Here is a 26,087-nt window from a genome sequence, read left to right on the forward strand (position 1 = left end):
ATCACCCGGCCCAGCTAACCCTGCCGACTATGCCCCGTTCACTCCCTTCGCACCAGAGCCGGCGACAGCGCGGATTTCTCAATTTAAATGTGCTACTAGATCCTGTTCACAGGGGCGCATAGGGAGACGCATGTCTGATATAGTGACTGAACCTTTGCTGTTCGTCGGCATCGGCGCTTCCGCGGGTGGTCTCGATGCGCTCAAGACGCTCCTTCCCGCATTGCCAGGCGACAGCGGCATCGTTTTTGTTATCGTCGTTCATTTGAGCCCTGACCAGCCGAGCCTCATGGCGGAGGTCCTGACTCCCTTTTCTCCCATGCCGATCACTCAGGTAGCCGAGGAACTCGTCGTCGAGCCGAACCATATCTACGTTATTCCGCCCGGAAAGGATCTCTCTTTCGTAGACGGTCGCCTTCGACCTTCGAAAATCGATCGGCGCAAGCAGGAGCGATCGGCGATTGATCATTTTTTCGAAACGATGGCGAAGGTCCACAGCGACCGTTGCGTCGGCGTCATTCTCTCGGGAACCGGGGCGGACGGCAGTTACGGGGTGCGGATCATCAAGGAATTCGGGGGGTTCACAATCGCACAGGAGCCGAGCGAATCGCAATTCGGTTCCATGCCCCAGAGCGCGATCGCAACCGGACTCGTGGATCTCGTTCTGCCGGTCGAAGAGATGCCGGCGCACATTATGCGTCTCGCGACAACGCGACCGCGAATCGAGCTTCCAGACAGTCCAGACGCGATAGAAAAACACAGTGATCGCCAATTCCTTCAGGAGATTCTCACCGAAGTTCGAGCGCGCACAAATATCGATTTCTCCCAGTACAAGCATTCGACCGTGGCCCGCAGGATACGACGTCGAATGCAGCTCAATCAGAAAGAGCTTCTCGAAGACTATCTCCAATTCCTGCGCAGCGATCCATACGAAGCCAGCTTGCTCGCGGAGGAGTTTCTTATCACCGTTACGCAATTTTTTCGTGACGCCGACGTTTTCGTCTATCTCCAGAAAGAGATCGTTCCCGAACTGTTCAAGGGGAAGACATCCGCCGACACTATCCGCGTGTGGTCGGTCGGATGCGCAACGGGTGAGGAAGCCTACAGTCTCGCGATGCTGCTGCTCGAGCATGCAGGACTCGTCACCGATCCGCCCCGTATCGAGATTTTCGCGACAGATCTTCACGAGCCGTCGCTACGCCTTGCGCGTGATGGCTATTATCCCGAATCGATCGACGTGGAGATCCCTCCGGAGCGTCTGCGACGGTTCTTCGTCAAGGAAGACAGCGGCTATCGAATCCGGAAAGAAGTGCGGGAAGTCGTCGTCTTTGCGGTTCACAATCTGCTGCGTGATCCCCCTTTTTCGCGGCTACACCTTATCGTTTGCCGTAACCTCTTGATCTATCTTCAACGTAATTTGCAACACGACGTCATCGACCTTTTTCATTACGCGCTCAGGCCTGAAGGGTTACTTCTTCTCGGTCCGTCCGAATCCATGGATCGAGGCGGGCTTTTCCATCTGGAGAGCAAACAGCATTGTCTGTACCGCCGCCGTAATGTGCCGGCGCCGGAGCCGAAGCTACCAGTGTTTCCGCAGACGTTGCGACGCTACGGCTCCGTCGAGGCTGCAAACTCGCGAGTCGAAGGAGCCGGAAGCTACGGCGTGCTACACCAGAAAATTGTCGAGCGTTTTGCGCCGCCGAGCATCCTTGTCGATCAGGATTTTCGTCTTGTGCATGCGTCTGAACGCGCCGGCCGATATTTGCGTATCCCCGGAGGCGAACTTTCGGGGAGCGTTTTCAGGCTCGCGCGCGAGGAATTATGCGTAGAATTGCGCGCGGCGTTACACGCCGCGGTCGAACACGGCGAAAGCCGTAGGACAGGGCCTATTCCGATCCAGATTGAAGGCAGGCCAAAACAAGTCGTTCTCTATGTTCAGCCCTCTACGGGCGCCGACCTCGGCAACCTGAATATGGTCATTTTCCTCGAGTCCGAAGCGTCCGAAGGAGTGCCAGCCGTCCCATTAAGTCAAGACGCAGCGGAGGCGCGCGCCGAACTCGAAGAAACCAAAGACCGTCTGCATACGGTCATTGAGCAATATGAGACCTCTCAAGAGGAAATGCGGGCGACCAACGAAGAGCTGCAATCCGTCAATGAGGAGCTACGCTCCACGATGGAGGAGTTGGAGACCAGCAAGGAAGAACTGCAGTCGATGAACGAGGAGCTGCAGACGGTCAATCAGGAGAACCGAGACAAAGTTGAAGCGCTGAGCCAGCTCACCAGCGATCTGCAGAACCTGATGGCGGCGACGGAGATCGCAACTCTCTTTCTAGACAAGGATTTGCGCATTATGCGCGCGACGCCGCGAGCGCAGGGGCTGCTCAATATTCGCACGAGCGACCAGGGGCGTCCGTTCGCGGAATTGCGCCATGGCTTTGGATACGACGTTCTCGACCAGGATGCGATGCGAGTCCTCGAAACGCTGACGCCCGTTGAGCGCGAGATCCAGAGTCGGGGGGGCGAATGGTATCTTAGCCGGGTCAATCCTTACCGATCCTCCTCCGACGAGGCGCAAGGAGTCGTCATCACTCTGGTGGACATCACTCAGCTCAAGAAAGTGGAGTTCGACGCGCGGAACAGCGAGGAAATCTTCCGGGTCCTCGTGGCTGCTTACGCCCAGACAGTCTGGACCGCCGACGCCGAGGGCAAGGTTGTCGAGGACTCGCCGAGCTGGCGAGCGTTCACCGGTCAATCTGCAATGGAAAGACGGGGAGAAGGGTGGCTCGACGCGGTGCACCCCGACGACCGGACGGCATTCCTCTCTGAATGGCGCCGCCGCATGAAGACGCACCAGCCACTTGAAGCCGAATTTCGCATGCGACAGAAAAGCGGCGATTGGCGCTGGACCCAGATACGCGCCGCACCTTTGAGTTCGGAGACCGGCGCCCTTCGCGGCTGGGTCTGCATGAACACGGATATCACGGAAAAGCGACTTGCGGAGAACTCCCGGCGTGAGGCGGAGATGTTGCGCGAGGCAGACAGGCGGAAAGACGAATTTCTGGCGATGCTTGGACACGAGCTGCGCAATCCGCTCACGCCGCTTCGCAACGCGTTGGCGATCATCGAAAGACGGCTGCCGCAAGACCCAGAGTTTCGGCGCCTGGAGGAGATCTGCGAACGTCAGTTGACGCATCTCGCGCGACTTGTGGACGACCTGTTGGACATCGCCAAGATCAGGTCGGGCGAGGGGATGAATCTCACAAAGGAGCGGGTCGATCTTGGCGAAGTCCTCAAGGCGGCGCTGTCCACGGTCAAATCTTCGATCGATCAGCGCGGCCAGGAACTTGCCATTGAACAAGATTCGCAGCCGCTCTTCGTCGATGGCGACGAAGTGCGGCTCGTTCAGATTCTTACGAACCTGCTCGACAACGCGAATAAATACACGCAGGAAAAGGGTCGAATTTGGGTAGCCTTGCGGCGGGACGGCGGCGACGCGTTCTTGTCGGTGGCGGATAATGGGATCGGGATCGCGGCGGAGACTTTGCCTCAAGTCTTCAACTTCTTCATGCGAGCTGATCCTTCTTCTCAAAACCGGATCGGCGGCCTCGGCCTCGGCCTCTCATTGGTGCAGCGTCTCGTCGAACTGCACGGAGGCTCCGTCATCGCGAGAAGCGAGGGGCCCGGTAAAGGAGCGGAGTTCATCGTACGACTGCCGCTCTCAAATTCGGGTGAAGAGAAGGTCGAGCCTCCGCGCGGAGGCTCGATTGCCGACAAGCCTGGCGTAGCTCGACGCATCCTTCTCGTTGAAGACAATTCCGACGTGGCAGAGACGTTGAAGTGCGTGCTGGAGCTTGATGGCCATCAGGTCTTCCTGGCGCGTGACGGACAAAGCGCCTTGAAGACCGCGGCCGAGAAGCGTCCTGATATTGTCCTGCTCGATATCGGCCTGCCTGATATCACGGGATACGAAGTCGCAAGACATCTGCGCGCTGATCCCGCGACGGCGAATGCCACGCTGATGGCCATCACCGGACATGGTACGCCCTCGGACGTCACTCATGCAAAGGAAGCGGGAATCGATCACCATCTGGTGAAGCCGGTGGAGATATCGGCCCTCCTGGCGCTCATTAACGATGTTCAGCCAACCCGCCGATAGATAAGAGCGTCGCGAGACTTTTTCGCTCGGTTAGCGCGGCGCTACCGTTAGCAGCCTGACGTCCGCGTAGCAGCCTTGCTAAGCACAGTCCCCAATAGAGAAGGACCAGCCTTTCCATTATCGTGCACAAATCGATGGGCTGCATAGAATAAGCCCCGGGCAACTCCCCAACTTGGCGCCGCGGGATGCAGCGGTCTCTGTTCTCCATGAAGGGACAAAACGATGCCTACGAATCCAGCGTGGCGCTATTACGAAGGTGACGACGTCCTACAGCAGCTGATCAGGGACGGCGTGCCGATCACGGTCGAAAATTACATATCGGCGGTATGGCGGTCGGAGCTGCCTGAAAGCCTCACCCCTGAAAGCGCGGAGTTTCTCGCTGATTTGTCCAAATATGAGAAGAGTATGCGCGAGCACGTTTAAATCCGACGGGCGCGGGCAAGCGACCCCTTCCGCCCAATCGGGAATGGAGACGGGCGCAAAGACGCCCGCCTGAAGTTCAGCTGAAACTCGACCAGGAAGAGGCAGCCTCCTGCTTGCGATCGGTCGTCGCCGGCTTCCTCCCCTGGCTCCCCACACGATCGACCGCTGACACGACCTGGTCTGGCGCGGTATGGTGCGCCATGTGGCCGGCGCCAGGGATCACGATAAGTTCGCTTTGCGGCACCTCATCGTGGAAGCGCTTCGACTGGCGATCGATATCGACCATCTTGTCGCCATCTCCCACCAGGATGATGATCGGGAGCTTCAGCTCGCCATAGCGCGCTTCCAGCTTCATCGCCGAGGCCACCATCAGAACGCTGTCCTCCGCTTCCGCGCCAATTTGGACCGGGCGCGCAGCGAAGGAATTGGGGAAACCCTTCTCAAATCGCTGCGTAACCGGCGCTGGCGAAAAGAGCCACCTCAAAACGCCCGGCAGGAAAAGCCGCGTGAGCGGCGGCGTGATCGTGTAGCGCATGATGTCGCCAAGTCCGGGGATAGCCGCAAAGGACATGAAGAACACATCCGCTCGCGCCGTCGGATAGTAATAGCCCGCGATCAGCACCAGCCCTTCGACCAGCGCCGGATATTGGAGCGCGAGGTCCAGGGCGATGAGCGACGCGAAAGAATGGGCGACGACCGTCACATGTTCGACTGCGAGCTGCGAAAACGCCTTCTGCAACAACTCCGCATAGGCGCTCGGCGTCCAAACACGATGGGGTCTCTCGCTGTACCCAAAGCCTGGCCTGTCGAAGACGATGACCCTGTAGCGCTCCGCAAGCTTGTCGACGATGCCGCTCAGCAGGAAATCCTCCGCCAGCGTGAGATTGCCGTGTACGAGAGTCACGACATCGCCCTTGCCCTTGTCGATGTAGTGCAGGCGCATGCCGTCGACGTTGATAAACTGACCAATTGGCGGATGCTCCATTTCGTCCTGGCGCGTTTTGCGGATATTGTAATAGGCGAGCGCGCCCATCGCAGCCGCGACACCAAGCGCGGCCGAACCGAGGACAGAAGGACGACTCCAACTCGGCCGGGCTCCTCCAGTAAGCGCGGACCCGGCGCGCGCTACCGCGTTCTTGACAGGCCCACGTCGATCGAACCACTCCGAAACACCGGCCCCGACTGCGGACGCTGAGTCGGTCACGTCTTTTTGAATCGATTTCATTAAGCCCATGATTTTCTCCTCTGCTCGAATGCGCTTAACGCGCCCGGCCCGACGTAGTTTCAAACTACCGTTGTGAAATGGGCGCCGCGCGTCATTAGGCTCGATGACGATGTTCGACGAACTCGTGCTCGGAGTTTGCTGATCGTGCTCGCGTTCCATAGACCGTGAAGGGAGCCGCGCGGCTGTCAAGCATAAGAACGGGTCAGCTATACGCGAAGCGGAACAATCGGTATCAAGCGAGAGGAGCGCGCATGAGCCGGCATTGGTGGACTTGGCTTGGGTACACTGTGATTTTCCTGTTGATATGTACAGGGCATGTCGCGTGGTTCCTCGCTACTTATGAACCTGAGATCGGGTCGCGTTTTGGTGCAGCCGTGACATGCTTGGGAGTCATTGTGACCGCACGGCCATTCTTTCGGACGGGCCTCCAGGAAACCGTCGATCGCCAGTTGCCAACTGGCTTGCTCGACGCCGTCAGCCCTTCGCCTCAGGCTCCCTCGTCGGGTTACTCTTCACGTCAATTTTTGCAGCGGAAGCGAGCGGAACACAAACTTGTGCGCCGGGGCGTTGTGCATGACGTTATTGCCGAGAGGGTCGTCGGCGTCGCCGTCATCCTACTTGGGACACTGACGCACGGTTATGGTGACTTGGCGCTGAAGTGGATGGTCGAAAGGTAGGCCAGCTCTGATCTTCATGCCCGCTCCCATCCTTCGTAATCGCCTATAGAAGCGTATAGTCGTGCTTTGCGCCACCGAGCGGCGTTTGGCGTATGGACGAGAACCTCGGCATTTAATGGCCCTTGTCAAAGGGGCAAAGTTTCTCAAGCATATTAGGTCCGGAGTGTAGCAACGTAAATGTATTTATGCCCGCCTCTCCGGGAGAGGCTTTGGCCAAGTCGACGAGTATATCAGGTATTTTTTTGATAGCATCCTGTTGAATCTCTCGCAGCCCCTCATCTTTCGAGGGCCAAGGCTCCATTCCAGTTGGCAAACGCCACCCCGGGTGCGGGTCGTAGACGATCGCGCTCACAGCTGCCACAAGGATTTGTTGCACTTGCTCGGGCACCCTGACGCCGCTTTGCTTCTGCCACTCCCTAATTTCTTTTCGTATTTGTTCTGTGATGTCAGACATGCCTGCACCCAAGCATTGGCGGTTGGCCTCATTATCGCGGCGGTGTCGTCTAAAGCAGAGATTGGTCGCTTGAATTTCCGTAGGATAGATATAGGTTTCAACCTTGCTCGCGCCAAGTGCGGGGAGGGCGCATCCCTCGAACGCTGAAGTGGTCCGCAGCGAAGTCCGCGCTGCCTTCTTTGGCTGTAATCGGGAATGCAATTTGACGGCTCCGCGAGAGGACGAGTCTTCACGCGTCTCCTAATCGCCGAATGCTGCGGTTCTTTTGACGAGTGCTGCGCGGACATCGACTGGTCGAACGCTCGTTTCAGCAGATCCGCAGTGGGCGCTGGTAAGACGTTTCGGAAAGTGCCCCACAGATGCCGCGGTGGCCTGGCTCTCTCCTCATCTGCCGGGGGCGAGGGCGGTTCTCTTCGGCAATGCTTTCTTTAGGAACGGCGCTAATCGAGAGCACTTTGCGCAGCCCCGAACGCGGTCGTCCTGAATCTCATGAATTTCAACGGCGATCTCAGATTCGCCGATCCGGAAGTTCATAATCCTAGGCGTAGCCGAACGGATTCGGCCAACTCCTCGGCAAAGCGAAGCGTAGATCGCAGGGCAGCTACTTCATTCCGCTCCGCACTTCCTTCATCCTGCACCGCGATCGGAAATTCCATCCTACCCCCGCTAGCCTGCGCCCGAACGCTAAAAAGCAATCTTCCGTTTGGATGCTGCTCGATATTCGCTATTTGGATATCGGCCATGGGTCACCTCTTAGGGATATTTGTCGGCGTGCGCACGCTCGCCTTAATGAGACACTACCAGCCGGGCCCTTTCAGCGTCTAGACGTGTTTGTGCCGAAAGCCCTTATGGCCGGCCTTGAGGTAAAACGGATTGCGCCTCAATATGTAGCACCTTGACGCATATGAACAAATGCCCGTCGACTCACGGGGCTTCTGTGAGGGATTTATTCGCGCGTCGGCGGGGATCGCCGGCGTCTCCAGGCCAGGCTGCGGCGTATCCAGAAATGGGGCTCTAATGACTCTCACCAGTTTCGCCGTCGTGCCGATCCACGCGGGCTTGATCGTGCCTCGATTCCTCTATTACTTTGTTGGCGTATATTTCGTAGCCTTCGTTGCCTTGTGGGTGACTCATCGACTCCTTCTCTGGAAGAAATCCAGCGCAACATCCAAGGTCCAGCCTGAGGAAGCTGCTTGGTGGCTGAAGCCACTTGCGAACCACGAGGCCGAATTGGCTACCGACGCGGCTGGCTTGACGAGCGCAGAGGCGCGTTCGCGTCTCGCCGAGTTTGGCTCCAACCTATTTCGCGACCGTCAACAACAGTCACTGCTTCTGCAATTTCTCTCTCGCTTCAAGAACCCTCTCGTCGTTCTTTTGCTCGTGGCCAGCGCGATTTCAGCGCTGACCGGCGAAGTCGCCAACTTTCTAATCATCTCGGCGATGGTGCTGTTCAGCGTGACGCTAGATTTCGTTCAGGAGCACCGCGCCGGTAAAGCAGCAGAAAGCTTGCGTCAGTCCGTATCGCTGCGGGCCACGGTGATACGCGACGGCAAACCATTGGATACGCTGGTGACCGATGTGGTTCCAGGCGACCTCGCCGTGCTCTCCGCCGGCGATATGATCCCGGCGGATGGCTTGGTCCTGGAAGCGCGCGATTTATACGTCAAGCAGGCGCTGTTGACCGGGGAGCCCTATCCTGTCGAAAAGCGTTCCGGAATTCTATCGGGTGATGCGGTCGATCTGCAAGACGCCGCCAATGCTGTGTTCATGGGCACAAGCGTCATCAGTGGCAGCGGCAGAATGCGCGTGGTGAAGACAGGCGCCAACACGGCCATTGGGGCCATTGCGGACAGCATTAGTCGCCGGCCGCCGCCCACCGCCTTCGAGATCGGCACGCATCGTTTCGGCCTGCTCATCATGCGCCTCACGATCTTGTTGGTGCTGTTTGTGCTGCTGGTTAATGCGCTACTGCACAAGCCTTGGCTTGAATCCTTTCTGTTTGCAGTCGCGCTTGCGGTGGGCTTGACCCCGGAACTCCTGCCAATGGTGGTGTCCGTCACCTTGTCGCGGGGCGCGCTGCACATGGCGAGGAAGCGCGTCATCGTCAAACGCTTGGCCTCCATCCAAAATCTTGGGTCGATGGATGTCCTTTGCACGGACAAGACCGGCACCTTGACTGAGGCGAAGATAAAGCTCGAACAGCATGTGGATGGGGAAGGGAAGTCTAGCGACCGTGTTTTGGAACTTGCCTATCTCAACAGCTTTTTCGAGACCGGCCTGAAAAGCCCCCTCGACGACGCGATCCTCGACCACCACGACATCGACGTGAGCGCGTGGAAAAAGATCGACGAAGTTCCCTTCGACTTCGAGCGGCGCCGCATCTCTGTTTTAGTTGAGAAAGGCGACGACCGATTGCTGGTGGTCAAGGGCGCTTCCGAGGAGATAGTGGCTCTTTGTAATCGGTATGAAGAACAGGGGAATAAGACCCAGCCTCCACTCGATGCTACCGGAATTGGACGGATTCAGGGACTACGCATCGCCCTCGAAAAAGAAGGCTTTCGCCTCTTGGGCATCGCTTGGCGGCAGGTCCCGAAGGACCATCCTCATGCCGTTGTCGGCGACGAGGCGGAGTTGGTATTCGCGGGGTTCGCGGGATTTCTAGACCCGCCAAAGGAAAGCGCCGGCGCGGCGCTCTCGGCGCTGGCCCAAAGCGGCGTAACGGTGAAGATCGTCACCGGCGATAGCGAATTGGTCACCCAACACGTCTGCACGACCTTGAACATCCCCGTTACGGGAGTTCTGACGGGGAAAGAGATCGGAGAGATGGATGATTCCGCCTTGCGTGTCCGGGTCGGACAAGCCAATTTGTTTTGTCGGGTCAATCCATCGCAGAAAGATCGAGTAATCCTCGCGCTCAAAGCCCGCGGTCATGTCGTCGGGTATCTGGGCGACGGCATCAACGATGCTCCGTCCTTGCACTCGGCCGATGTAGGCCTGTCGGTGGATTCAGCCGTCGACGTCGCTAAAGAAGCAGCCGATATGATCCTGCTGGATCAGGATCTGCATGTCGTCCACGACGGCGTGTTGGAAGGTCGTCGCACCTTCGCAAATATCATGAAATATATAATGATGGGCACCAGCTCCAACTTCGGCAATATGTTCAGCATGGCGGGCGCGGCGCTGTTTCTTCCCTTCTTGCCGATGCTGCCAACTCAGATCCTCCTCAACAACATTCTCTACGATATTTCGGAGGTGCCGATCCCTCTTGACGAAGTAGATACAGAGGACGTACGCAGTCCGCAGGTCCTGGACATGAGCTTTATTCGCAACTTCATGCTCGTCATCGGACCGATCAGTTCCGTGTTCGACTTTCTAACTTTCTACGTTATGTTAGTCGTGATGAAGGCGAATGAAGCGTTGTTCCAGACCGGCTGGTTCGTTGAATCGCTATCCACTCAGGTTTTGGTGATCTTCATCATTCGCACGCGCGGCAATCCTTTCAAAAGCCGTGCGCATCCCGTCCTCGTCGCGACATCCCTCACTATCGCTACGATGGGCGCGATACTTCCCTTTACTCCTTTGGGGCCCTATTTCGGGTTTGAGCCGCTCCCTGGTCGATTTTATTTCATATTGTCCGCGATGGTGATTGTTTATCTGGTGATTGTCGAATTCGCCAAGAAAAGCTTTTATCGCTGGCTTGGTGGAACCGGTGGTTCGAAACGCGACGAGTTCCTCCGTAATTTAGCGCTCGCTTCCGGTGGGTTGTCGCGAGAAAAACTCCAAGAGAAGAGCTGAAGCGAAACAGGGGAATATCCACAATGACTGTCGTGGGGCGTATAAGGATATGGATGCGGACCGAATGGAATACGCGCTGCTGCAACGGCCAGAGTATGGAATATGCCCCTGAGATAAGCTGGGTATTCTTTTTCGGAGGATGTATCGAATGTCGCGAGGAGCTTTCCTGACCATCATTGCGGCTATGATCACTGGGGCGATCGGATTTGGAATAGGCGTCTATGCGGTGCCGCTCGAAGAGATCGTCCAATTTCGTGCTCTGGTTAACGCCGGAATTGCCGCGATCTTTACTACTAATCACCCAGCTAATGACGATACCACTGTCGAACATCCAACAGCGCCATCGAAGGCTTCGACAGAATTCGACTCACCCGAGCGAGATCGGAGTGCTGCTAGTTCAAGTTGTGATCCACACAACACGAACTGCGTCGGCGGGTCTCCCACCAAGGGACCTATGCCAGACGAGGTTCCTAGCCGCGATGAAGCTACGCAAAATAGACCAACAAATGAAAGTGGCGGTGCCCTGCAAGCTCCGACTCCGACAAATGAGCCTGCGAGGGTCCCGTCTTCGTCGCCAAACTCAGGGAGCGAGAAGGCGCACGTAGAACCGGGCGCTCATTTAAAACCGCGCGCGAAAAAGGCCGGAGTGAAAAATTCTACACCGCGCCTCTGAGAAGTGAGGGAAGGTCGTGAGCCTCAAGAAGCGGGCATGCTCCGCGCGCATTGAGATAGCGTCAAAATTAATCGTCGCCTATAAGTGCTACGGGGTCGTGGAGGCCATTGCTCGACGCGCAATTATGGACATGTCGCCCGCCATCAGCCTTTCGAAGTAGCCGCAAGCGCTAAGCGGGTCAGCTCCGGAAGAGATTTAGCGCCCATCTTCTTCATGATCGAAGCGCGATGGTTCTCGACGGTGCGTTGGCTAATGCCAAGATCGGCCGCGATATTCTTGCTAGGGTGCCCAGCGAGGACCAAATCGAGGATCTGGCGCTGTCGCTCGGTCAGACCAGCCACGTGAGCGGCGGCATTCTCTTGCCATTCCGCCAACTTGTTCGCATCCCGCGCGTGTTCGAGCGCGCGCTTGACGCAGGCGAGCAGGTCGTCGCGGCTGATCGGCTTCTCGACGAAATCGAACGCTCCTGCCTTCATGGCCTCGACAGCCATCGTTACGTCGGCGGCGCCAGTGAGCATGATGGTCGGCGGATGCGCGCCGCGCTCCTGCAGCCGTCTCAGCAAGTCGAGTCCGTTCATCCCAGGAAGATAGGCGTCGAGCAGGAGACAGCCCTCTCGGCCCGGGTGATAGGTTTCGAGAAACTCCTCGCAGGCGTCGAATTCTTTGACGACCCGGCCATCGTCTTCGAGCACTTCCCGCAGCGTCTCGCGGACTCGCTTGTCGTCATCGACGACGGCGATGACGCCCAGCTCCCGGCCCTTGGTATCTTCGCCTGTGTTTGGAACAGGCGTGGGTGGCGACGCTGCGAAACCGGACTGCGCGAGAAGCCGTTCGGCGACCCGCATCAACTGGGCTGATTTTACGGGCTTGTTAAGCTGGACACAGTCTCCGATCGCGATCTTGTGCAAGGCGCTCGTCGATATGTCGCCGGTTAAAATAATGACCGGGATCTGGCGTTGAAGTCTTTTCCGAAGCGTCCCGGCGGCGTCGAGCCCGTCCATGCCGCTTGGAAGATTGTAGTCCGCGACAATGAGATCGGGGTGGAAGCCTTCGAGCAAAACGAGATCGAGCGCCGCAATTCCATCGGGCGCCGTCATTGTGCGATAACCCTCGTCTTCAAGGAGAAGTTTGAGGAGGTCGCAAACCTCTGGATCATCCTCGATGACCAGAACCGCGCCTGTGTGCGGAGCGCCTTTGGCTACTTCGATAATCTTGTCGCGAACGCCCCCTCCTGGCAGCGGCGCGGACTCGTCTGTCGGGACTGTGACCTCAATGGCAAAGACCGAGCCCTTCCCAATTTTAGAGGCGACGCGGACCTGATGGCCGAGCAGACCTCCTAGGCGCTGCACGATGGAAAGACCGAGCCCAAGTCCCCGTTTGCGTTCGCGCGCCGCGTTGTCGATCTGATGATACTCGTCGAAGACCGCCCGAAGTTCGCCATCGGGGATCCCGATTCCGGTGTCCCAAATCTCGATGCTCAGCATTCCCTTCCGCCGACGGCAACCGAGCAACACTTTGCCTTTTCGGGTGTACTTCAGGGCGTTAGACAACAGGTTGCGGATCATCTGCTCGAGCAGCGCCGGATCGGTGCATATCGAAAGCTTGCATGAGACCATCCGGAAGGAAAGTCCCTGCGCTTGCGCGTGAAAGACGAACTCTCCTTTCAGCCGCTCGAGAAGATCGCTGATCGGAAAGCAGACGATTTCCGGTCGGATCGTGCCTGCCTCGATTTGGTTAATGTCGAGCAGCGCGTTCAACATGCCGGACATGGCGTTCAACGTTTCGTCGAAGCGCGCGACCAGCCTCTTTGCCTTCTCTCCCTTGACGGTCTTGGCCAACAGCCCCTGCAGCAGCACGAGCGATTGTAGCGGTTGACGGAGATCATGACTTGCAGCGGCGAGAAAGCGCGACTTTGCCATATTCGCCTGTTGCGCTTGACGTTTTGCTGCTTCCAGCGCTTGCAGCGCCTGACGTCTTTCGGTGACATCGGTAAAGGTGACCACAACGCCTTCGACACGATCATCCTGGGCGCGGTAAAGCATGATCCGGCGGCTATACCAGGAGCCGGTCTGAGCCTCTATTTCTCGTTCGATCGGCAAGTGGTCTTGCAGCACCGTTTGTGCGTCCGCTAGAAGCGCGTCATCCGCCGCCAGAGACCGGAGGTCCGCCAACGGCCGGCCAACGTCTGTGGGGATGACGCTGAACAGCAGTTTGGTGGTCGGTGTAAAGAAGCGGATATTGAGATTGGCGTCCAGAAAGAGCGTCGCCACATCAGTGCTGTAGAGAACGTTTTGCAGATCGTTGGATAATATGCGCTGTCGTTCCAATGTTTCTTGGAGCTGGGCGTTGAGGGCAGTCAACTCTTCATTGAGAGATTGCAATTCCTCCTTGGAGGTCAGAAGCTCCTCGTTCGTGGATTGCAGTTCCTCATTGACGGACAACGCTTCTTGGTTGGCCGCTTTCTGCTCGTCGCTGGAAATCTCCAAATTGTGAATCGCGCCCTGAAGCTCGATTTTCGTGGCCTCGAGTTCTTGCTCAAGTTCAGCGATCCGTGAAAATTCTCCGGAAGCCACTTGGTGGCCTTGCCCGGGAGCGGGCTCAGGCTGGTCGATGAAGCAAACCAGCAGCAGCTCTTCCCCTTCGCTCACAACCGGCTGTACGTCGATGCTGAATGAATGCGTGTCACCATTTCGCTTCATCTTCCCGCCGGCGACGAAGATGCGTCTATTCTCCTGACCGGCCCGTTGAAGCGCGGCCCTGAGCTTGGTCCGCAAGCCCTCGCGCGCCATCGTGAGCAGGTTTTGAACGGGATGACCGGGCGCGACTTTCAGATAGCTGTCCGTCGGCCCGAGAAAATAGAGACAGTCATACTTGCGATTGATCAGCACAGCCGCCGGCGCGTAGGTCTCGATGACCAACCGTTGGCAAAGGTCGGCTAGGGCCGCTGGGCGCAACCCTTTCTGCTCCTGGTCCTGACGCCGGGGCGGCCCGCCTCCATAGGCGGCGCCTATCAAAGCGCTGAGGTCGCCCGGTCGGCTCCGACCGATGCGCCGATAGATTCGGTCGGATTTGGAGATCGCCTCGAAGCGACCGTCGACGTTACCAATCGTCTCGGCGCCGCCTAGGAGAACGATGCCCCCGTCGCGCAATGCGAAATGGAGCAGCGCAATCACCTTCTCCTGCGCCTCTGGACGTAGATAGATTAGAAGATTGCGACATGAAATGAGATCGAGACGCGAAAAGGGAGGATCGGCGAGTATATCCTGAACAGTGAAAACCACTGTCGAACGCAGCTCTGGCGTCACCCGGTAACAATGATCTTCGCTTGTGAAAAAGCGTGCAAGACGCCCTGCAGACACATCTTTTTCGATGGCTTCAGAGTAAAGACCTTCGCGCGCGCTGGCGACCGCGTCTGGGTCGACATCGGAAGCAAAAATCTGGAGCTTGAGGCTGCGGTTTTCTGCAACGATCTGCTCCAGGAACAGCATGGCGAGCGAATAGGTTTCTTCGCCCGTGCTACAGCCTGCGACCCATATGCGAATGTTTCGATCAGGCGCATGGTTCCTGACAATATCCGGGATGATCTTCTCGGCCAGCAGCGCGAACGTCCGAGCGTCACGAAAGAAACTCGTTACGTGGATGAGCAAGTCCTTTGCCAGAAGATCAAGCTCCTTGGCGTCGCCTCGAAGCAGGTCAAGATATTGATTCATGTCGGCGGCCTTGCCGCCAATCATCCCCATCCGCCGCTCGATCCGGCGCTCTAGCGTGCCCGGCTTGTAAAGCGTGAAGTCGTGGGCGGTCTTTGTGCGCAATAGGTCGACGATCTGCCGAAGATAATCTTCTGGGCCAGCTCGGGAATTTCCGGATTGCTCGTTTAAACCAGCCAGCCGCTGGTCATATGCGACGAGCGCCTCTCCAATCGTCGCTACAGGAAGCACCAAGTCAACCACGCCGGTCATAATCGCGCTGCGCGGCATCCCGTCAAACGCCGCTTCCGCGGGATCTTGCACGATAACGTGGCCGCGATTTTCCTTGATCGCTTTCAACCCCAGGCTGCCATCGGTTCCGGTTCCCGAGAGGATCACGCAGACAGCGCGCGGGCCGAAATTCCTGGCCAGCGTATGCAGCAAAAAGTCGAAGGGCAGACGCGCGCCATGAGGCGCAAGCGGTTGCGAGAGGCGCAGGACTCCCTCGTCGACAGCCAGATATGACCCCGGAGGGATCACATAAAAATGATTGGGATTAATCGGCATGCGGTCGTTTGCCTGCACGACGGTCATCGAGGTGTGTGCCGAAAGCAGCTCCACCATCATGCTTTCGTGCGTGGGATCGAGATGTTGGACCAGGATAAACGCCATGCGATCTGAGGCGGGGAGGTTGCCCAGAAGCTTCTTGCATGCGTCGAGGCCGCCCGCCGAAGCGCCGATCCCGACGACCAAAAAATCTCCGCTTTCGCGGGGGGAACTTGGAGCCGAAGGGATGTTCTTCTGCGGCTGTGTTCGAGTCGTCATGGTGTCCTGCGGGTGAATTTACGGGATTCCCTCTTCTGGTCTTGCCACACGACACAACTGTTTATGCTTATCATGCCGCATCTTTTGCGTCGACTTGCGACGCCTAGCGCGTCCATTGAAACAGGCTGGCGGGCGGTCGTCATTTGCTCCACGTGGTCTGGTTGCCATACCGGGCGATAGTCTGAGTAGTTTCCGTGCCTTCTCTTGGCACAAAGCATTTGGCTATCGTCGAGACACAAGACTGTGGGATTTCGCTCGTGTCATCTGCGGCCACGACGCCGCCAAGTCGCAAATGGTCCCCAAGCCCTCGGAGCTTCACCTGTGCGCCAGGCCCATAACACATTAACCCAAAACATTCCGTCCCGGTCCGTTGAACTTCTCAACAAGCATCCGGCGGCAATGGATTTGCGCGCCAAGGTGAAGCAGCCTCATTGGAATGCGCCCGGAGCTGGTTTCATTGCGACCCACGAGCCAATCGACAGAGTCTCGGAAGAGGTAGAAGGGGTTTCCGATCTCATTGCCGAGCGCGCCGGCGTCATCGGAGCCGAACGATCGAGGCGAAATCGGGGTGAACGAAGGCGGAACGGGAGGCGAGACCGATGAAAGCACTCCGTATCCTCCTCGTCGAGGATGACCCAATGCTCGGCGATCTGCTTGCCGAAACGCTCGAAATGATGGGCCACGAGGTCTGCGGCATTGAGAGCACCGAAGCGGACGCAGTGGCAGCCGCCTTTCGTTGCAAACCAGAACTGATGATTATCGATGTAGGGCTGCGCGATGGAAGCGGCGCCTCCGCAGCGGAGCAAATATGCGACACCGGATTCATCCCCCACTTTTTTGTGAGCGGGGATATTTCAAGAATTAAAGCGTCCAGGCCTACCGCTGTGGCGGTTCAAAAGCCCTTTGGCGAAGCCGACCTCATATACGCCATTCAGCGTGCGCTCGAAGGCTTGGGAGCATGAGCTAGGCAAACACGACACTTTCTCCAAACTTAAAACGTCCTGAGGCGGCCTAAGGTCACGACGCCGGTCAATGAGTATTTTCCGAATCTTGTCGGCCTGCACATCGGGGATCGATCATGCGGACACAAAAGCCTGTCGCCGGGGTTCAATTCGGCCGCCAGGCGGCGCAACGTCACATTTGCCCGAGCATTACAACAGGCAACAAATGGAAAGGCATTCTCATGCTTGGAACAATCGTCCTTGTGCTCCTCATCCTGTTGCTCGTCGGCGCACTTCCGAATTGGTCGCATAGTGCGAGTTGGGGCTATGCACCTTCGGGGACATTGGGAACTGTTCTCATCGTCGTCCTGATCCTCGTTCTTCTCGGCAAAATCTAGGCGCGCCGCCTCGCTTCAAAGGTTATCGCGTCAAGGCCATGCCATATTCCGTCGGTAAATGGATTCCTCCAATCTGCGGAGAGTGATTATGACTGTAGGCTTAGCGCACCTTCAACCGATCGTATCCTTGATCGCCGGCATCCTCATCCTGATCATGCCGCAATTACTCAATTATATCGTGGCGATCTTTTTAATCGTCTCGGGCATATTGGGCCTGGGGCTCATTAAATGATCAAACTTTTCCGTTTCACAATTCGACTGGCCGAGACGCGCATCGCCTAGCAACAACCGTTAATCATGTTGTGGACGCCAGAGATCATCGGTTGGCAGATTCTGGGTGCGCTCCCGGCCGCGTTGCGGAATAAATATCCCAAGCCGCTATGAACATTGCCGCGATCACTGGCCCGCTGACAAAGCCGTTGAGTCCGAACATTTCGATGCCGCCCAATGTGGAAATCAACACAACGTAGTTAGGCATCTTGGTGTCTTTGCCTACCAGGACCGGACGAAGAACGTTATCCGCAAGCCCCATTACGAATGCGCCATAAACAATCAGAACGATACCCTGCCAAATTGCGCCCGTCGTCAGGAAATAGATGGCGACCGGGCCCCAAACCAAGGCGGCGCCTACTGCTGGGACCAGAGATAGAATAGCCATTGATGCCGCCCATAACAGCGGGACGCTGACTCCGAGGATCCAGAAAATGAGGCCGCCGAGCGCTCCTTGCAGGAGCGCCACGAGCAGATCCCCCTTTACCGTAGCCCGAATGACGACCGCGAATTTGCGGAAGAGAGCATCTTTCTCGTCAAGGCGAAGCGGAATCGCGTCCCTGATTTGACGAGCCAGCGCCTCTTCGTCGCGTAGCAGGAAGAACAAAAGGTAGAGCATCACGCAAAGATTCACGATGAAGCTCAACGCACTTTGTCCAATGACGACCGCCTCTGCCGCAAAAAACTGGCTTCCCTTGATAAGGGCGGCGGACAACCTTTCCTGAGCCTCTCCTAGGCTCGTCAGACCAAAGCGCCGCAGGAGATCCGCCGCCCATGAAGGCAAGGCGTCGAAGATTTGCCGAAAGACGCGTACGAGGTCTAGATCGCCTGATTGGAGTCGATCGTATACGCCGGATGCCTCTTGCGCCATTGACGCTGCGAGCAGACTCAATGGAAGGATCACCACTAAGACAATGATCATCACCGTCGCAACGGCGGCGAGATTTCGCCTTTGCTGCCATGCCTTCGAAAGGCGCCGATACATTGGCGCAAACACGATTGCGATCACGGTTCCCCAGAGGATCGCTCCGTAGAAGGGCCAAAGTATCCAGGCGAAGGCGACGGATACCGCCAACGTCAAGGCTAGAAACGCTGTGTCTTCAGTGGCGCGCATCCGCATGGTCCGTCATTGTGTGGCCTTGTATAGCGGACACTTTATCGAAAGTTTGGCGGAGAACGTTCGCTTCTTTAGAATGCGCCTGATTTATTCGTAGGTGTTTTCCGAAGCTACCGATGCCTCTCCTTCGCGAATACACTTTTGTCGTCGAGAAATCGACCGACGCAATGCCGGTCCAGTGCCGATCAATGCACTGGTCATCTTTTCCATTAGGAGACGACCTATGAGCGGTACAACAGACAAGATCAAGGGCGCAGCGAATGAAGCGGCCGGCGCGGTCAAAGAGGCGGTCGGGAAGGCCTTCGGCAATCCGAGGCTCGAGATCGAGGGTGCCGCGCAGAAGCTCAAGGGCGAGGCTCAAGGGGCTGTCGGTAACGCCAAGGAAGCCGTTAAGAAGATCATAGATAAGGCCTGATTTTCCTTTCGGCTCGAGTAAGAAAACGCCTTTCAGAGCGGGCCGAGGGGATCGGCTTTGAAGGGCGCCGAGGATACAGTCCCGCCGCAGTGCTTCAGCTCGGCCGTGGAGAAGGCATAAGGAGGGCGTCCGCGCCCGACCAGCTTGACCCACCTCGCAAGCGGATCCCGATAACAACTTATTATGAACGGCATCATCTACCTCGTCGGTCTGATCGTGATCATCCTGGCCATTCTTTCGTTCCTCGGCCTGCGCTGAGCAGTGACGCAGCTAGGTCAGCGCTTTTTCCGGAGCGAAGCGTACCTCAGCGGCCAAGTCTTAATGACTGCCTTTTGCTCCGCCATTGGCCCCTCGTTTGTCTCACCTTCCATCATTCTAGCTGGTCGGCGCTTCGCGCAGATCCTGCAATACATCGGATGACAACGCTCGACGAAAATCTGCAACTCCTTGGCCATTCGAGGCGGGTTTCGCTTTAAGCTGAATCTCGCGGTCGTAGAAGCGTTCGTCGACGTTTCGTCTTGCGGCGTGGATGATGGTCGAGTTGGGTGCTTCTTCGCTAAGCAGTTCCATCAGCCGAGTCTGACTGAGATCGTCGAGGGCCGAGGCGGGTTCGTCCATGATGATGATGTCGGGTGGCTTCAACAGCACACGCGCGAAACCAAGCTGTTGCTGTTCGCCGCCCGAAAGCACATCGGACCAGTTCTGTTCCTCGTCCAATCGCGACACGAGATGAGCGAGCCCGCAGGTGACGAGGATTTTTTCTATGCGCGCGGGGTCCGGCGGGGTGGCGTCATGGGGATAGTTGAGCGCATCCCGCAGAGTGCCCCGCGGCATGTAAGGCTGCTGCGGCATGAATGCGACGCGCGCGTCCCTCGGACGAAGAATGCTACCGCTGCCCCAAGGCCACAATCCGGCAATTGCGCGAATCAGCGTGCTCTTGCCGGCGCCGGATTCTCCCTCCACGAGTATTTTCTCGCCGCGTCTGATCACTGCATCGGTGTCAGCGAGCATCTGCGCGCCATCATGCTGGGCGATGGATAGTCCACAGAGATGCAATGCGCCATCGTTGCTGAAGGCGAGATCGATCATCTTGTCCTCGACTCCGATGGCGAGCTTGTCGAGATTGTCGAAGAAGAGGTCGAGGGCCGCGACGCGTCGCGCCGAGGCGAACCAGTCGGCGAGGCGCATCGAGTTGTCGGCCAGCCAGTTGAGTGCTAGTTGCACTTGTATAAAGGCCGCCGCCGCTTGCATGATGTCGCCGAGCGACATGTCTCCGGCGAGATATTTGGGCGCGCCCAGCATGAGCGGGATGACGGGCGCGAGAACGTTATTGCCACTCGACAAGAACAACATGCGCGCCTGTCGTCCAATTACCGCAACCCAGCACAGAGCGACTTGATCGAATCGCGTGCAGTGACGCTCCCGCTCTGTGTCGTCGCCGCCGATGAGTGCGATCGTTTCGGCGTTCTCGCGCGTGTGCGAGAGCTCAAAGCGAAAATCTGCCTCAGCAACAGCCTTCCCCTCGACGCGCGAGACGAGCGGCCTCCCCAAAAGCAACATGCCGTAGGACGTGCATGCGGAATAGAACACGACGGCGATCACAAGATAACCGGGGACCGTTACGCCCCAGAGGGTTAAAGAGCCGCCGATGAACCACAAAACGCTGACGAAGGAGGCCGCCATGAGTAGAGCATTCGTGACGCCGGTCGCAAAATCGACGAAGAGCTCAATGGCAATCCGCCCGTCCTCAGCGATGCGCGCTTCCGGATTATCGACAAGCCGAAGGACGGTGAGCTGATAAAAGCGGCGGCGCTCCATCCAGCGCCTCACAAGCGTTCGCGTCAACCATTCTCGCCAGCGCAACTGAAAGCGCATGCGCATTTGCAGCAGCGCGACGCTCGTCATTGACGAGGTCAAGGCAAGCGCCAGCATGAGGCCCATGCCGAGAAGGAGCAGGCGCTGGTCCTTGCTCTGCAGCGCGTCAAAGAAAAACTTGTTCCACCGGTTCACGGCGATAGCAGGGAGGAGATTCAAGACCAGGCAGCCAAAGAGGCCAAGTACAAACAGGGCAGCCTTGCCGCGTGTTGACCCTGTCCAGAAGCCGGACGAGAGAGATACGAAGTGACGTAGGAGCCATGCGTCAGCGGTTGAACGAAGAGCTTCAGACATAGAGAACCTCAAACGCACGCGTGGTCTGTCATAAGCTCAACAGCTGTTGTCATGCGGCGCTTGCGATGGCGCCTCGAAAGCACGTTCAATTCCGATTTTCTCGCTTGCGCTCCTGTCGTTCGTTGGAAATGCGACACAGCGGAAATTGATATGGCTGACAGCGCGTCCCTCTGACGGTCTGAGAGCGGCAATGTGTCATGCCCGGACGTCAGTAATGATCATGGTGTCAGAAGGCTTCTCATAGGGTTCGCCTGACAGTGAGGAATCGAGATCCTCCACTGCAAGAACGACGGCCTTCGCCATCGGTTCGGACATAGGAGGGATTGGTTTCACCATAGACGACACGAAGTGACGATTCAGCCTCGGAATCTACCTACGGCCGCTACGCTGTGCCTTAGCGTTCAGAATGGCCTCTGAGCTGATTGTCCAGGAACGACTTTACGGTCTCTAGAGTTGTGCCCGTGGCGAAAAGCCAGTGATATCGGCGCTGCGCGAGGTCAATCGCCTGTGCGAGGCAGAGGAGGCTAAAATGGGCCTTTTGGATTTTATAACAGGCAAGGGTAAAGCCGCGCCCACCGCAACAGGCGCCATCACTCCGGTTGCTGCCGAAGACCTGAAGAAAGAAATCGCGAAGCAGGGTGTCGATGCATCCAAGATCGACATTAAGATCGACGGTGACAGGGTGACGCTCAGCGGCAGCGCACTCACGTCGGCAGATGTGGATAAGATTGTTCGCGCTGTCGACACAGCCAAGGGGGTGGCTAGGGTCGAGAACAACATTGTCGCCGCGAACGCCAACGGCGAATCCAAATTCTATACCGTGCAACGAGGCGATACGCTCTGGAAGATCGCTGAATCGCATTATGGCCACGGCAAGGGCGGGAGATATAAAGAGATATTCGCGGCGAATAAAGAACTGCTAAAGGACCCCGATAAAATTTATCCGGGGCAAAGGCTCCGCATCCCCTGAGCTCGAGGTGCGAGCTTGCAATCGGCGGTCCGTCCGAACGGAACAGAGGAAAGTGGAGTTGTGAAGCTTCACCTTTTCCCAGAGGTTCGGACGAATTTGCGCGCGGGTTCTGGAAGGCGGACGATCAGTCAAGGTTGGCGCCCTGGACGATGCAGTATGTCACGGCATCGCGCTCGGGCGCCGAGCGATCAAGGGCCTAATAGCGAGGGCGATCGTAACCGCGATCGCGACGTCCGTAATAATCGCGGTCCCGGTCGCGACGTCCATAATAATCGCGGTCACGGTAGCGGCGCCCATCATAGTCGCCGTCTCGGTGCCTGTTAGAACCCCCAAGACCTCGAATAACCCTACCGGCGATGTCACCTGCGTCGTCGTCGCGCACCTGTGTTGCAGTCGTAACACCCGGCACGCTGAAGATCGGCAATGCCGAGGCGCTGGTGATAAGACAGGCTCCGCTGAAGGCAACAGCGAGCATTACGTTTTTGACATTCATTAGAGAACCCCATGAATTTGTGCGCGCGCTCGCGATGGCAGATGCGCGGTCGTCCGATATATGGGCGCCTGGTATTGGGTTTCCATAGTATGTAAGCAAAGCACGCGGTCGTTATCCGGCGAGGGGGCGAAAGCCGTGCGCGTTGTTTTCCATGCCGCAGAACACGGCCTAACTTCCAGCTTGCTCTTATCTCGATGGCTGCTCTCCAGCCTTGGCGTAAGCATTGCGGTCCGTGAGCCGTCGTTCCACGCGGGGTTCAGAAACATTGCCGCCCAGGCAGGTTATCCACCGCAGGGGTTCTGTTGCGTTAGCGGAGGCGGCGCGGTTTGGGTAAGCTGTGGGCTCGCCCAACACCGTTTAGATCGGCCCCCATGATCAACTTCAAAGGACACCGCTTTGAAAAGACCGTCATCCTGCTTTGTGTCCGTTGGTACCTCGCCTATCCCCTGAGCGACCGAAACCTGAAGGACATGATGCTCGAGCGGGGCGTTAAAGGTGATCATTCCAACATCTACCGCTGGGTCCAGAAGTTCACGCCGCAGTTAGAGGTCGCCTTCCGGAAAGGCGAAAAGCGGGCGGTCGGCAACAGTTGGCGGATGGACGAGACCTACATCAAGGTCAACGGTCAGTGGAAATACCTCTAGCGAGCCGTCGACAAACACGGGCACACCATCGACTTCTTGTTGGCAGCCCATCGCGACAAAAAAGCCGCTCTGCGCTTTTCCAAGAAAGCGGTGGGGCAACACGGTCTGCCGGAACAGATCACGATCGACAAGAGCGGGGCCAATGCCGCAGCCATCGATGCGCTCAAGGAGAAAACCAGCCAAGAGATTGAGATGCGGCAGAACAAATACCTAAATAACATCGTCGAACAGGACCACCGAGCCGTCAAGCGAGTGGTGCGGCCGATGCTAGGTTTCAAATCTTTTCGCTCGGCCCGAACCACCTTGCAAGGTATCGAACTCATGCACATGATCAACAAACGCCAGATGATTTCCAATGCGGGCGGAAATCTTTCCGTCGCAGAACAGTTCTATTCGCTTGCCGCCTGAAACACCCCCGAGGAGCAACCTGACTACACGCTAAAAAATTAACGCAACAGAACCCTTTTTTCTGAGGATACAAACCTTGTCACTTGCCTCCCAAGAGAAGCTCCTCGGCGACATTAGGGCGCTCATCAATGCAGATGCCGCCGAACTCAGCTCGTGGCGGAGGGGAAGGGGCCTCCGGCGCAGCCGAATAACCGGCGTACCTACTCCCTCGAGGACATCGAAACCTTGCGTTCCGATCTTGACAGGGCCGGGAAGGGATCTCGGCGCTACGTTCCGCCGGCGAGCGTCGCCGCGGCCGAGCGAAAGGATTTAAACCCCAGCGCCGGCCGCACCACCCGCTTGATCGCTCAGTGGTCCTGTTCGACGATGTTGTTGAGATATTTCCTTCGCCGGAATTCGATGCCCGCCTCGTGCTCCGCGTTGTAACTCTCGATTGCCGCGGTGTTCGCGCCGCTCTTGTCGATCGTGATCTTCTTCGGCGCGCCGTTCTGACCGATCGCTCGCCGCAGGAACCGCAACGCCGCTTCGCGATCCCGCTTGGTCGTCAGCAAGAAGTCCACCGTGGCGTCAGCCTTGTCGACGGCCGGATAGAGATATCTCCAGGAGCCTTTGATCTTCACATAGGTCTCATCCAGCCGCCAGCTGGAGCCGACAGGCCGCTTGTGGGAACGGAACCGACGCTCCAGCTCGGGCGCGTATTTGACGACCCAGCGATTGAGCGTTGAATGGTCGACCTCGACCCCGCGCTCTTCCATCATCTCCTCCAGCTGCCGGTAACTGATCGGGTAGGCGACATACCAGCGCACGCCCCAGAGGATCACGTCACGCTCAAAATGGCTCCCTTTGAACTCGGTCATTGCGCTGTTCCGCCTGCCCCGCCAGCCAGCGTAACCCAGGCCGACGTCAGATAGAAATTTGCGACATGTGTGGACGCCCGCTTCAGCGCAAGAAAAATCTTCCGGATCGCTACGGCGCGTAGTCAGGTGCTGACATGTGTCCGGCCTCGAATGCGACTTTTCACATGGACGCCTCCCTCGAGTGAGATTCAACACCTCCACTCTGGCACATCGAGGCCGTCGGGGGGCGTCCACATGGGGTAATCGCGGGAGCGAGTCGTCCCAGGCTATGCGGATACTGCAACGTGGTGGCTGTTCTCCGATAAGATCGAAACACGGGCTCACGACCGCACGCCGGGCCCAAGCATCTGACGGAGAACGGCCTTGGAAGAATATATTGGTCTGGATGTATCGATAAAAAGATACGGCGATTTCCATTCGGCGCGGAGGCAAACGCGTCTGGCGCGGGAAATGCGCCTCCGACCCCAAGCTCATCGCCGACATTGTTCGCAAGCGGGCGCCTGCGGCGCGGCGTATCGTGTTCGAAACAGGCCCCTTGTCCGTGTGGTTTTATCATGCCCTTCAAGAAGAAGGATTGCCGGCAATCTGCATTGATGCTCGTCATGCGAAGGCAGCTCTAGACATGGCCACGAACAAGACCGATGCGAATGATGCTGACGGCTTGGCACATCTTGCCGAGGTGGGCTTCTTCCGTGAGGTTCGCGTGAAGGGGTTCGATAGTATGCTTTCCCGCACGCTCGTAGCAGCACGCACCCGCCTGGTCAGGATCGCCACTGAACTTTCGAACCAGATCCGTGGCATCATGAAGACGTTCGGTTTAATCGTGCCACCAGGCAAGGGCAGCTCATTCGAGAAGAATATCCGTCCCCTTCTTGCTGATCAGGACGGGCTGGCGTCGATCGTGCTGCCGATGCTGGAGGCATGGCGAAGCGTTCGCATCCGCGCCGCCGAACTTGGACGTCAGCTCATAGCGGCAGCACGACAAAGTCATGCTTGCCGTATCCTTATGTCAATTCCTGGCGTGGGCACGATCACAGCGACCTCCTTCGCGACTGCAATCGAGGATCCGAATAACTTCAAGAATTCGCGCTCGGTTGGCGCTTGGCTTGGGTTGACGACCCGACGCTATCAGTCAGGTGAGGTGGACTATGACGGCCACATATCCCGACGCGGCGATCGCCATTTACGAGGGCTTCTCTACGAGGCGGCGACAGTCATCCTGACGCGCAGCTCAGCCGACAGCGGCTTGCGGAGATGGGGGCTCGCGCTCAAACAGAGGCTTGGCTTCAAGCGAGCTGCAGTCGCAGTCGCGCGCAAGCTGGCGGTCATAATGCACGCAATGCTCAAAACCGGGACCCTCTTCGACCGAATGGCGGGGATAGCCGCATGACAGTTTAGAGATAGCGTTCGCACCGAGCGCGCCAGAACGTCCCTGCCGGGACGTGGGCCGAGCCATTCCGTCTGATGGGATGCACCGCTGCTTCAGCGAAGTGC

General features: G+C 57.6%; 14 protein-coding genes and 3 pseudogenes. 10 read left to right on the top strand and 7 right to left on the bottom strand.

Features of this window, described 5'->3' with window-relative positions; all coding sequences use genetic code 11:
* The first annotated feature begins 130 nt into the window (after positions 1-130).
* Positions 131-4,153, top strand: coding sequence for a chemotaxis protein CheB (locus tag QMG84_RS19955; RefSeq protein WP_281932571.1), 4,023 nt, complete (start codon positions 131-133; stop codon positions 4,151-4,153).
* Positions 4,154-4,375: 222 nt separating this feature from the next.
* The gene (locus QMG84_RS19960) at positions 4,376-4,576 is read left to right on the top strand and encodes a hypothetical protein (RefSeq protein ID WP_281932572.1); all 201 of its coding nucleotides are present in this window, start codon (positions 4,376-4,378) and stop codon (positions 4,574-4,576) included.
* 76 nt (positions 4,577-4,652) lie between these two features.
* Here QMG84_RS19960 and QMG84_RS19965 read toward each other — a convergent pair whose 3' ends face one another.
* The gene (locus QMG84_RS19965) at positions 4,653-5,609 is read right to left on the bottom strand and encodes an alpha/beta fold hydrolase (RefSeq protein ID WP_281932573.1); all 957 of its coding nucleotides are present in this window, start codon (positions 5,607-5,609) and stop codon (positions 4,653-4,655) included.
* A 981-nt stretch (positions 5,610-6,590) separates the two neighbouring features.
* On the bottom strand, positions 6,591-6,932 hold the full coding sequence (locus QMG84_RS19970) for a hypothetical protein (protein WP_281932574.1): 342 nt from the start codon (positions 6,930-6,932) through the stop codon (positions 6,591-6,593).
* A gap of 1,017 nt (positions 6,933-7,949) precedes the next feature.
* Here QMG84_RS19970 and mgtA point away from each other — a divergent pair.
* The gene (gene mgtA, locus QMG84_RS19975) at positions 7,950-10,727 is read left to right on the top strand and encodes a magnesium-translocating P-type ATPase (RefSeq protein WP_281932575.1); all 2,778 of its coding nucleotides are present in this window, start codon (positions 7,950-7,952) and stop codon (positions 10,725-10,727) included.
* Positions 10,728-11,543: 816 nt separating this feature from the next.
* Here mgtA and QMG84_RS19980 read toward each other — a convergent pair.
* A complete protein-coding gene (locus QMG84_RS19980; protein ID WP_434086000.1) occupies positions 11,544-15,839 on the bottom strand; it encodes a chemotaxis protein CheB in 4,296 nt (1,431 codons plus the stop codon).
* Between the two features lie 671 nt (positions 15,840-16,510).
* Here QMG84_RS19980 and QMG84_RS19985 point away from each other — a divergent pair.
* The 3 genes from QMG84_RS19985 (at position 16,511) to QMG84_RS19995 (ending at position 17,482) form a co-directional block, all read left to right on the top strand.
* The gene (locus QMG84_RS19985) at positions 16,511-16,873 is read left to right on the top strand and encodes a response regulator (RefSeq protein ID WP_281932577.1); all 363 of its coding nucleotides are present in this window, start codon (positions 16,511-16,513) and stop codon (positions 16,871-16,873) included.
* 221 nt (positions 16,874-17,094) lie between these two features.
* On the top strand, positions 17,095-17,250 hold the full coding sequence (locus QMG84_RS19990) for a DUF3309 family protein (protein ID WP_281932705.1): 156 nt from the start codon (positions 17,095-17,097) through the stop codon (positions 17,248-17,250).
* An 88-nt stretch (positions 17,251-17,338) separates the two neighbouring features.
* The gene (locus QMG84_RS19995) at positions 17,339-17,482 is read left to right on the top strand and encodes a DUF3096 domain-containing protein (RefSeq protein ID WP_281932578.1); all 144 of its coding nucleotides are present in this window, start codon (positions 17,339-17,341) and stop codon (positions 17,480-17,482) included.
* Between the two features lie 84 nt (positions 17,483-17,566).
* On the opposite strand, the gene QMG84_RS20000 is transcribed toward QMG84_RS19995, so the two are convergent.
* Positions 17,567-18,634 (bottom strand): AI-2E family transporter, encoded by a 1,068-nt coding sequence (locus tag QMG84_RS20000; RefSeq protein ID WP_281932579.1) that lies wholly within the window; start codon positions 18,632-18,634, stop codon positions 17,567-17,569.
* 226 nt (positions 18,635-18,860) lie between these two features.
* Here QMG84_RS20000 and QMG84_RS20005 point away from each other — a divergent pair, with 226 nt between their 5' ends.
* On the top strand, positions 18,861-19,052 hold the full coding sequence (locus QMG84_RS20005; protein ID WP_281932580.1) for a CsbD family protein: 192 nt from the start codon (positions 18,861-18,863) through the stop codon (positions 19,050-19,052).
* Between the two features lie 375 nt (positions 19,053-19,427).
* Here the strand turns inward: QMG84_RS20005 and QMG84_RS20010 are convergent, their stop codons facing one another.
* Positions 19,428-21,221, bottom strand: a complete 1,794-nt coding sequence (locus QMG84_RS20010) for an ABC transporter ATP-binding protein/permease (protein ID WP_281932581.1) — start codon at positions 21,219-21,221, stop codon at positions 19,428-19,430.
* Between the two features lie 529 nt (positions 21,222-21,750).
* On the opposite strand from QMG84_RS20010, the gene lysM reads away from it, so the two are divergent.
* Positions 21,751-22,191: a peptidoglycan-binding protein LysM gene (gene lysM / locus QMG84_RS20015; protein ID WP_281932582.1), complete on the top strand. Its 441-nt coding sequence runs from the start codon at positions 21,751-21,753 to the stop codon at positions 22,189-22,191.
* Positions 22,192-22,387: 196 nt separating this feature from the next.
* On the opposite strand, the gene QMG84_RS20020 is transcribed toward lysM, so the two are convergent.
* Positions 22,388-22,684: a hypothetical protein gene (locus tag QMG84_RS20020; RefSeq protein WP_281932583.1), complete on the bottom strand. Its 297-nt coding sequence runs from the start codon at positions 22,682-22,684 to the stop codon at positions 22,388-22,390.
* A 371-nt stretch (positions 22,685-23,055) separates the two neighbouring features.
* Between QMG84_RS20020 and QMG84_RS20025 the strand changes: the two are divergent.
* Positions 23,056-23,736 (top strand): annotated as a pseudogene (locus QMG84_RS20025) (IS6 family transposase).
* Between the two features lie 275 nt (positions 23,737-24,011).
* On the opposite strand, the pseudogene QMG84_RS20030 reads toward QMG84_RS20025, so the two are convergent.
* Positions 24,012-24,593: pseudogene (locus QMG84_RS20030) on the bottom strand (IS6 family transposase); the annotation flags it as partial.
* 363 nt (positions 24,594-24,956) lie between these two features.
* Here QMG84_RS20030 and QMG84_RS20035 point away from each other — a divergent pair.
* Positions 24,957-25,983, top strand: a pseudogene (locus QMG84_RS20035) (IS110 family RNA-guided transposase).
* Positions 25,984-26,087 lie beyond the last annotated feature (104 nt).

The sequence above is a fragment of the Methylocystis iwaonis genome, from assembly GCF_027925385.1.
GTDB classification, from domain to species: domain Bacteria; phylum Pseudomonadota; class Alphaproteobacteria; order Rhizobiales; family Beijerinckiaceae; genus Methylocystis; species Methylocystis iwaonis.

Coding starts and splice junctions, on each gene's coding strand:
- QMG84_RS20005 (WP_281932580.1), top strand. CDS start 18,861: ATGAGCGGTACAACAGACAAGATCAAGGGCGCAGCGAATGAAGCGGCC.
- QMG84_RS19990 (WP_281932705.1), top strand. CDS start 17,095: ATGCTTGGAACAATCGTCCTTGTGCTCCTCATCCTGTTGCTCGTCGGC.
- QMG84_RS20010 (WP_281932581.1), bottom strand. CDS start 21,221: ATGTCTGAAGCTCTTCGTTCAACCGCTGACGCATGGCTCCTACGTCAC.
- QMG84_RS19955 (WP_281932571.1), top strand. CDS start 131: ATGTCTGATATAGTGACTGAACCTTTGCTGTTCGTCGGCATCGGCGCT.
- QMG84_RS19965 (WP_281932573.1), bottom strand. CDS start 5,609: ATGGGCGCGCTCGCCTATTACAATATCCGCAAAACGCGCCAGGACGAA.
- QMG84_RS20020 (WP_281932583.1), bottom strand. CDS start 22,684: ATGAATGTCAAAAACGTAATGCTCGCTGTTGCCTTCAGCGGAGCCTGT.
- QMG84_RS19985 (WP_281932577.1), top strand. CDS start 16,511: ATGAAAGCACTCCGTATCCTCCTCGTCGAGGATGACCCAATGCTCGGC.
- lysM (WP_281932582.1), top strand. CDS start 21,751: ATGGGCCTTTTGGATTTTATAACAGGCAAGGGTAAAGCCGCGCCCACC.
- QMG84_RS19960 (WP_281932572.1), top strand. CDS start 4,376: ATGCCTACGAATCCAGCGTGGCGCTATTACGAAGGTGACGACGTCCTA.
- QMG84_RS20000 (WP_281932579.1), bottom strand. CDS start 18,634: ATGCGCGCCACTGAAGACACAGCGTTTCTAGCCTTGACGTTGGCGGTA.
- QMG84_RS19995 (WP_281932578.1), top strand. CDS start 17,339: ATGACTGTAGGCTTAGCGCACCTTCAACCGATCGTATCCTTGATCGCC.
- QMG84_RS19970 (WP_281932574.1), bottom strand. CDS start 6,932: ATGTCTGACATCACAGAACAAATACGAAAAGAAATTAGGGAGTGGCAG.
- mgtA (WP_281932575.1), top strand. CDS start 7,950: ATGACTCTCACCAGTTTCGCCGTCGTGCCGATCCACGCGGGCTTGATC.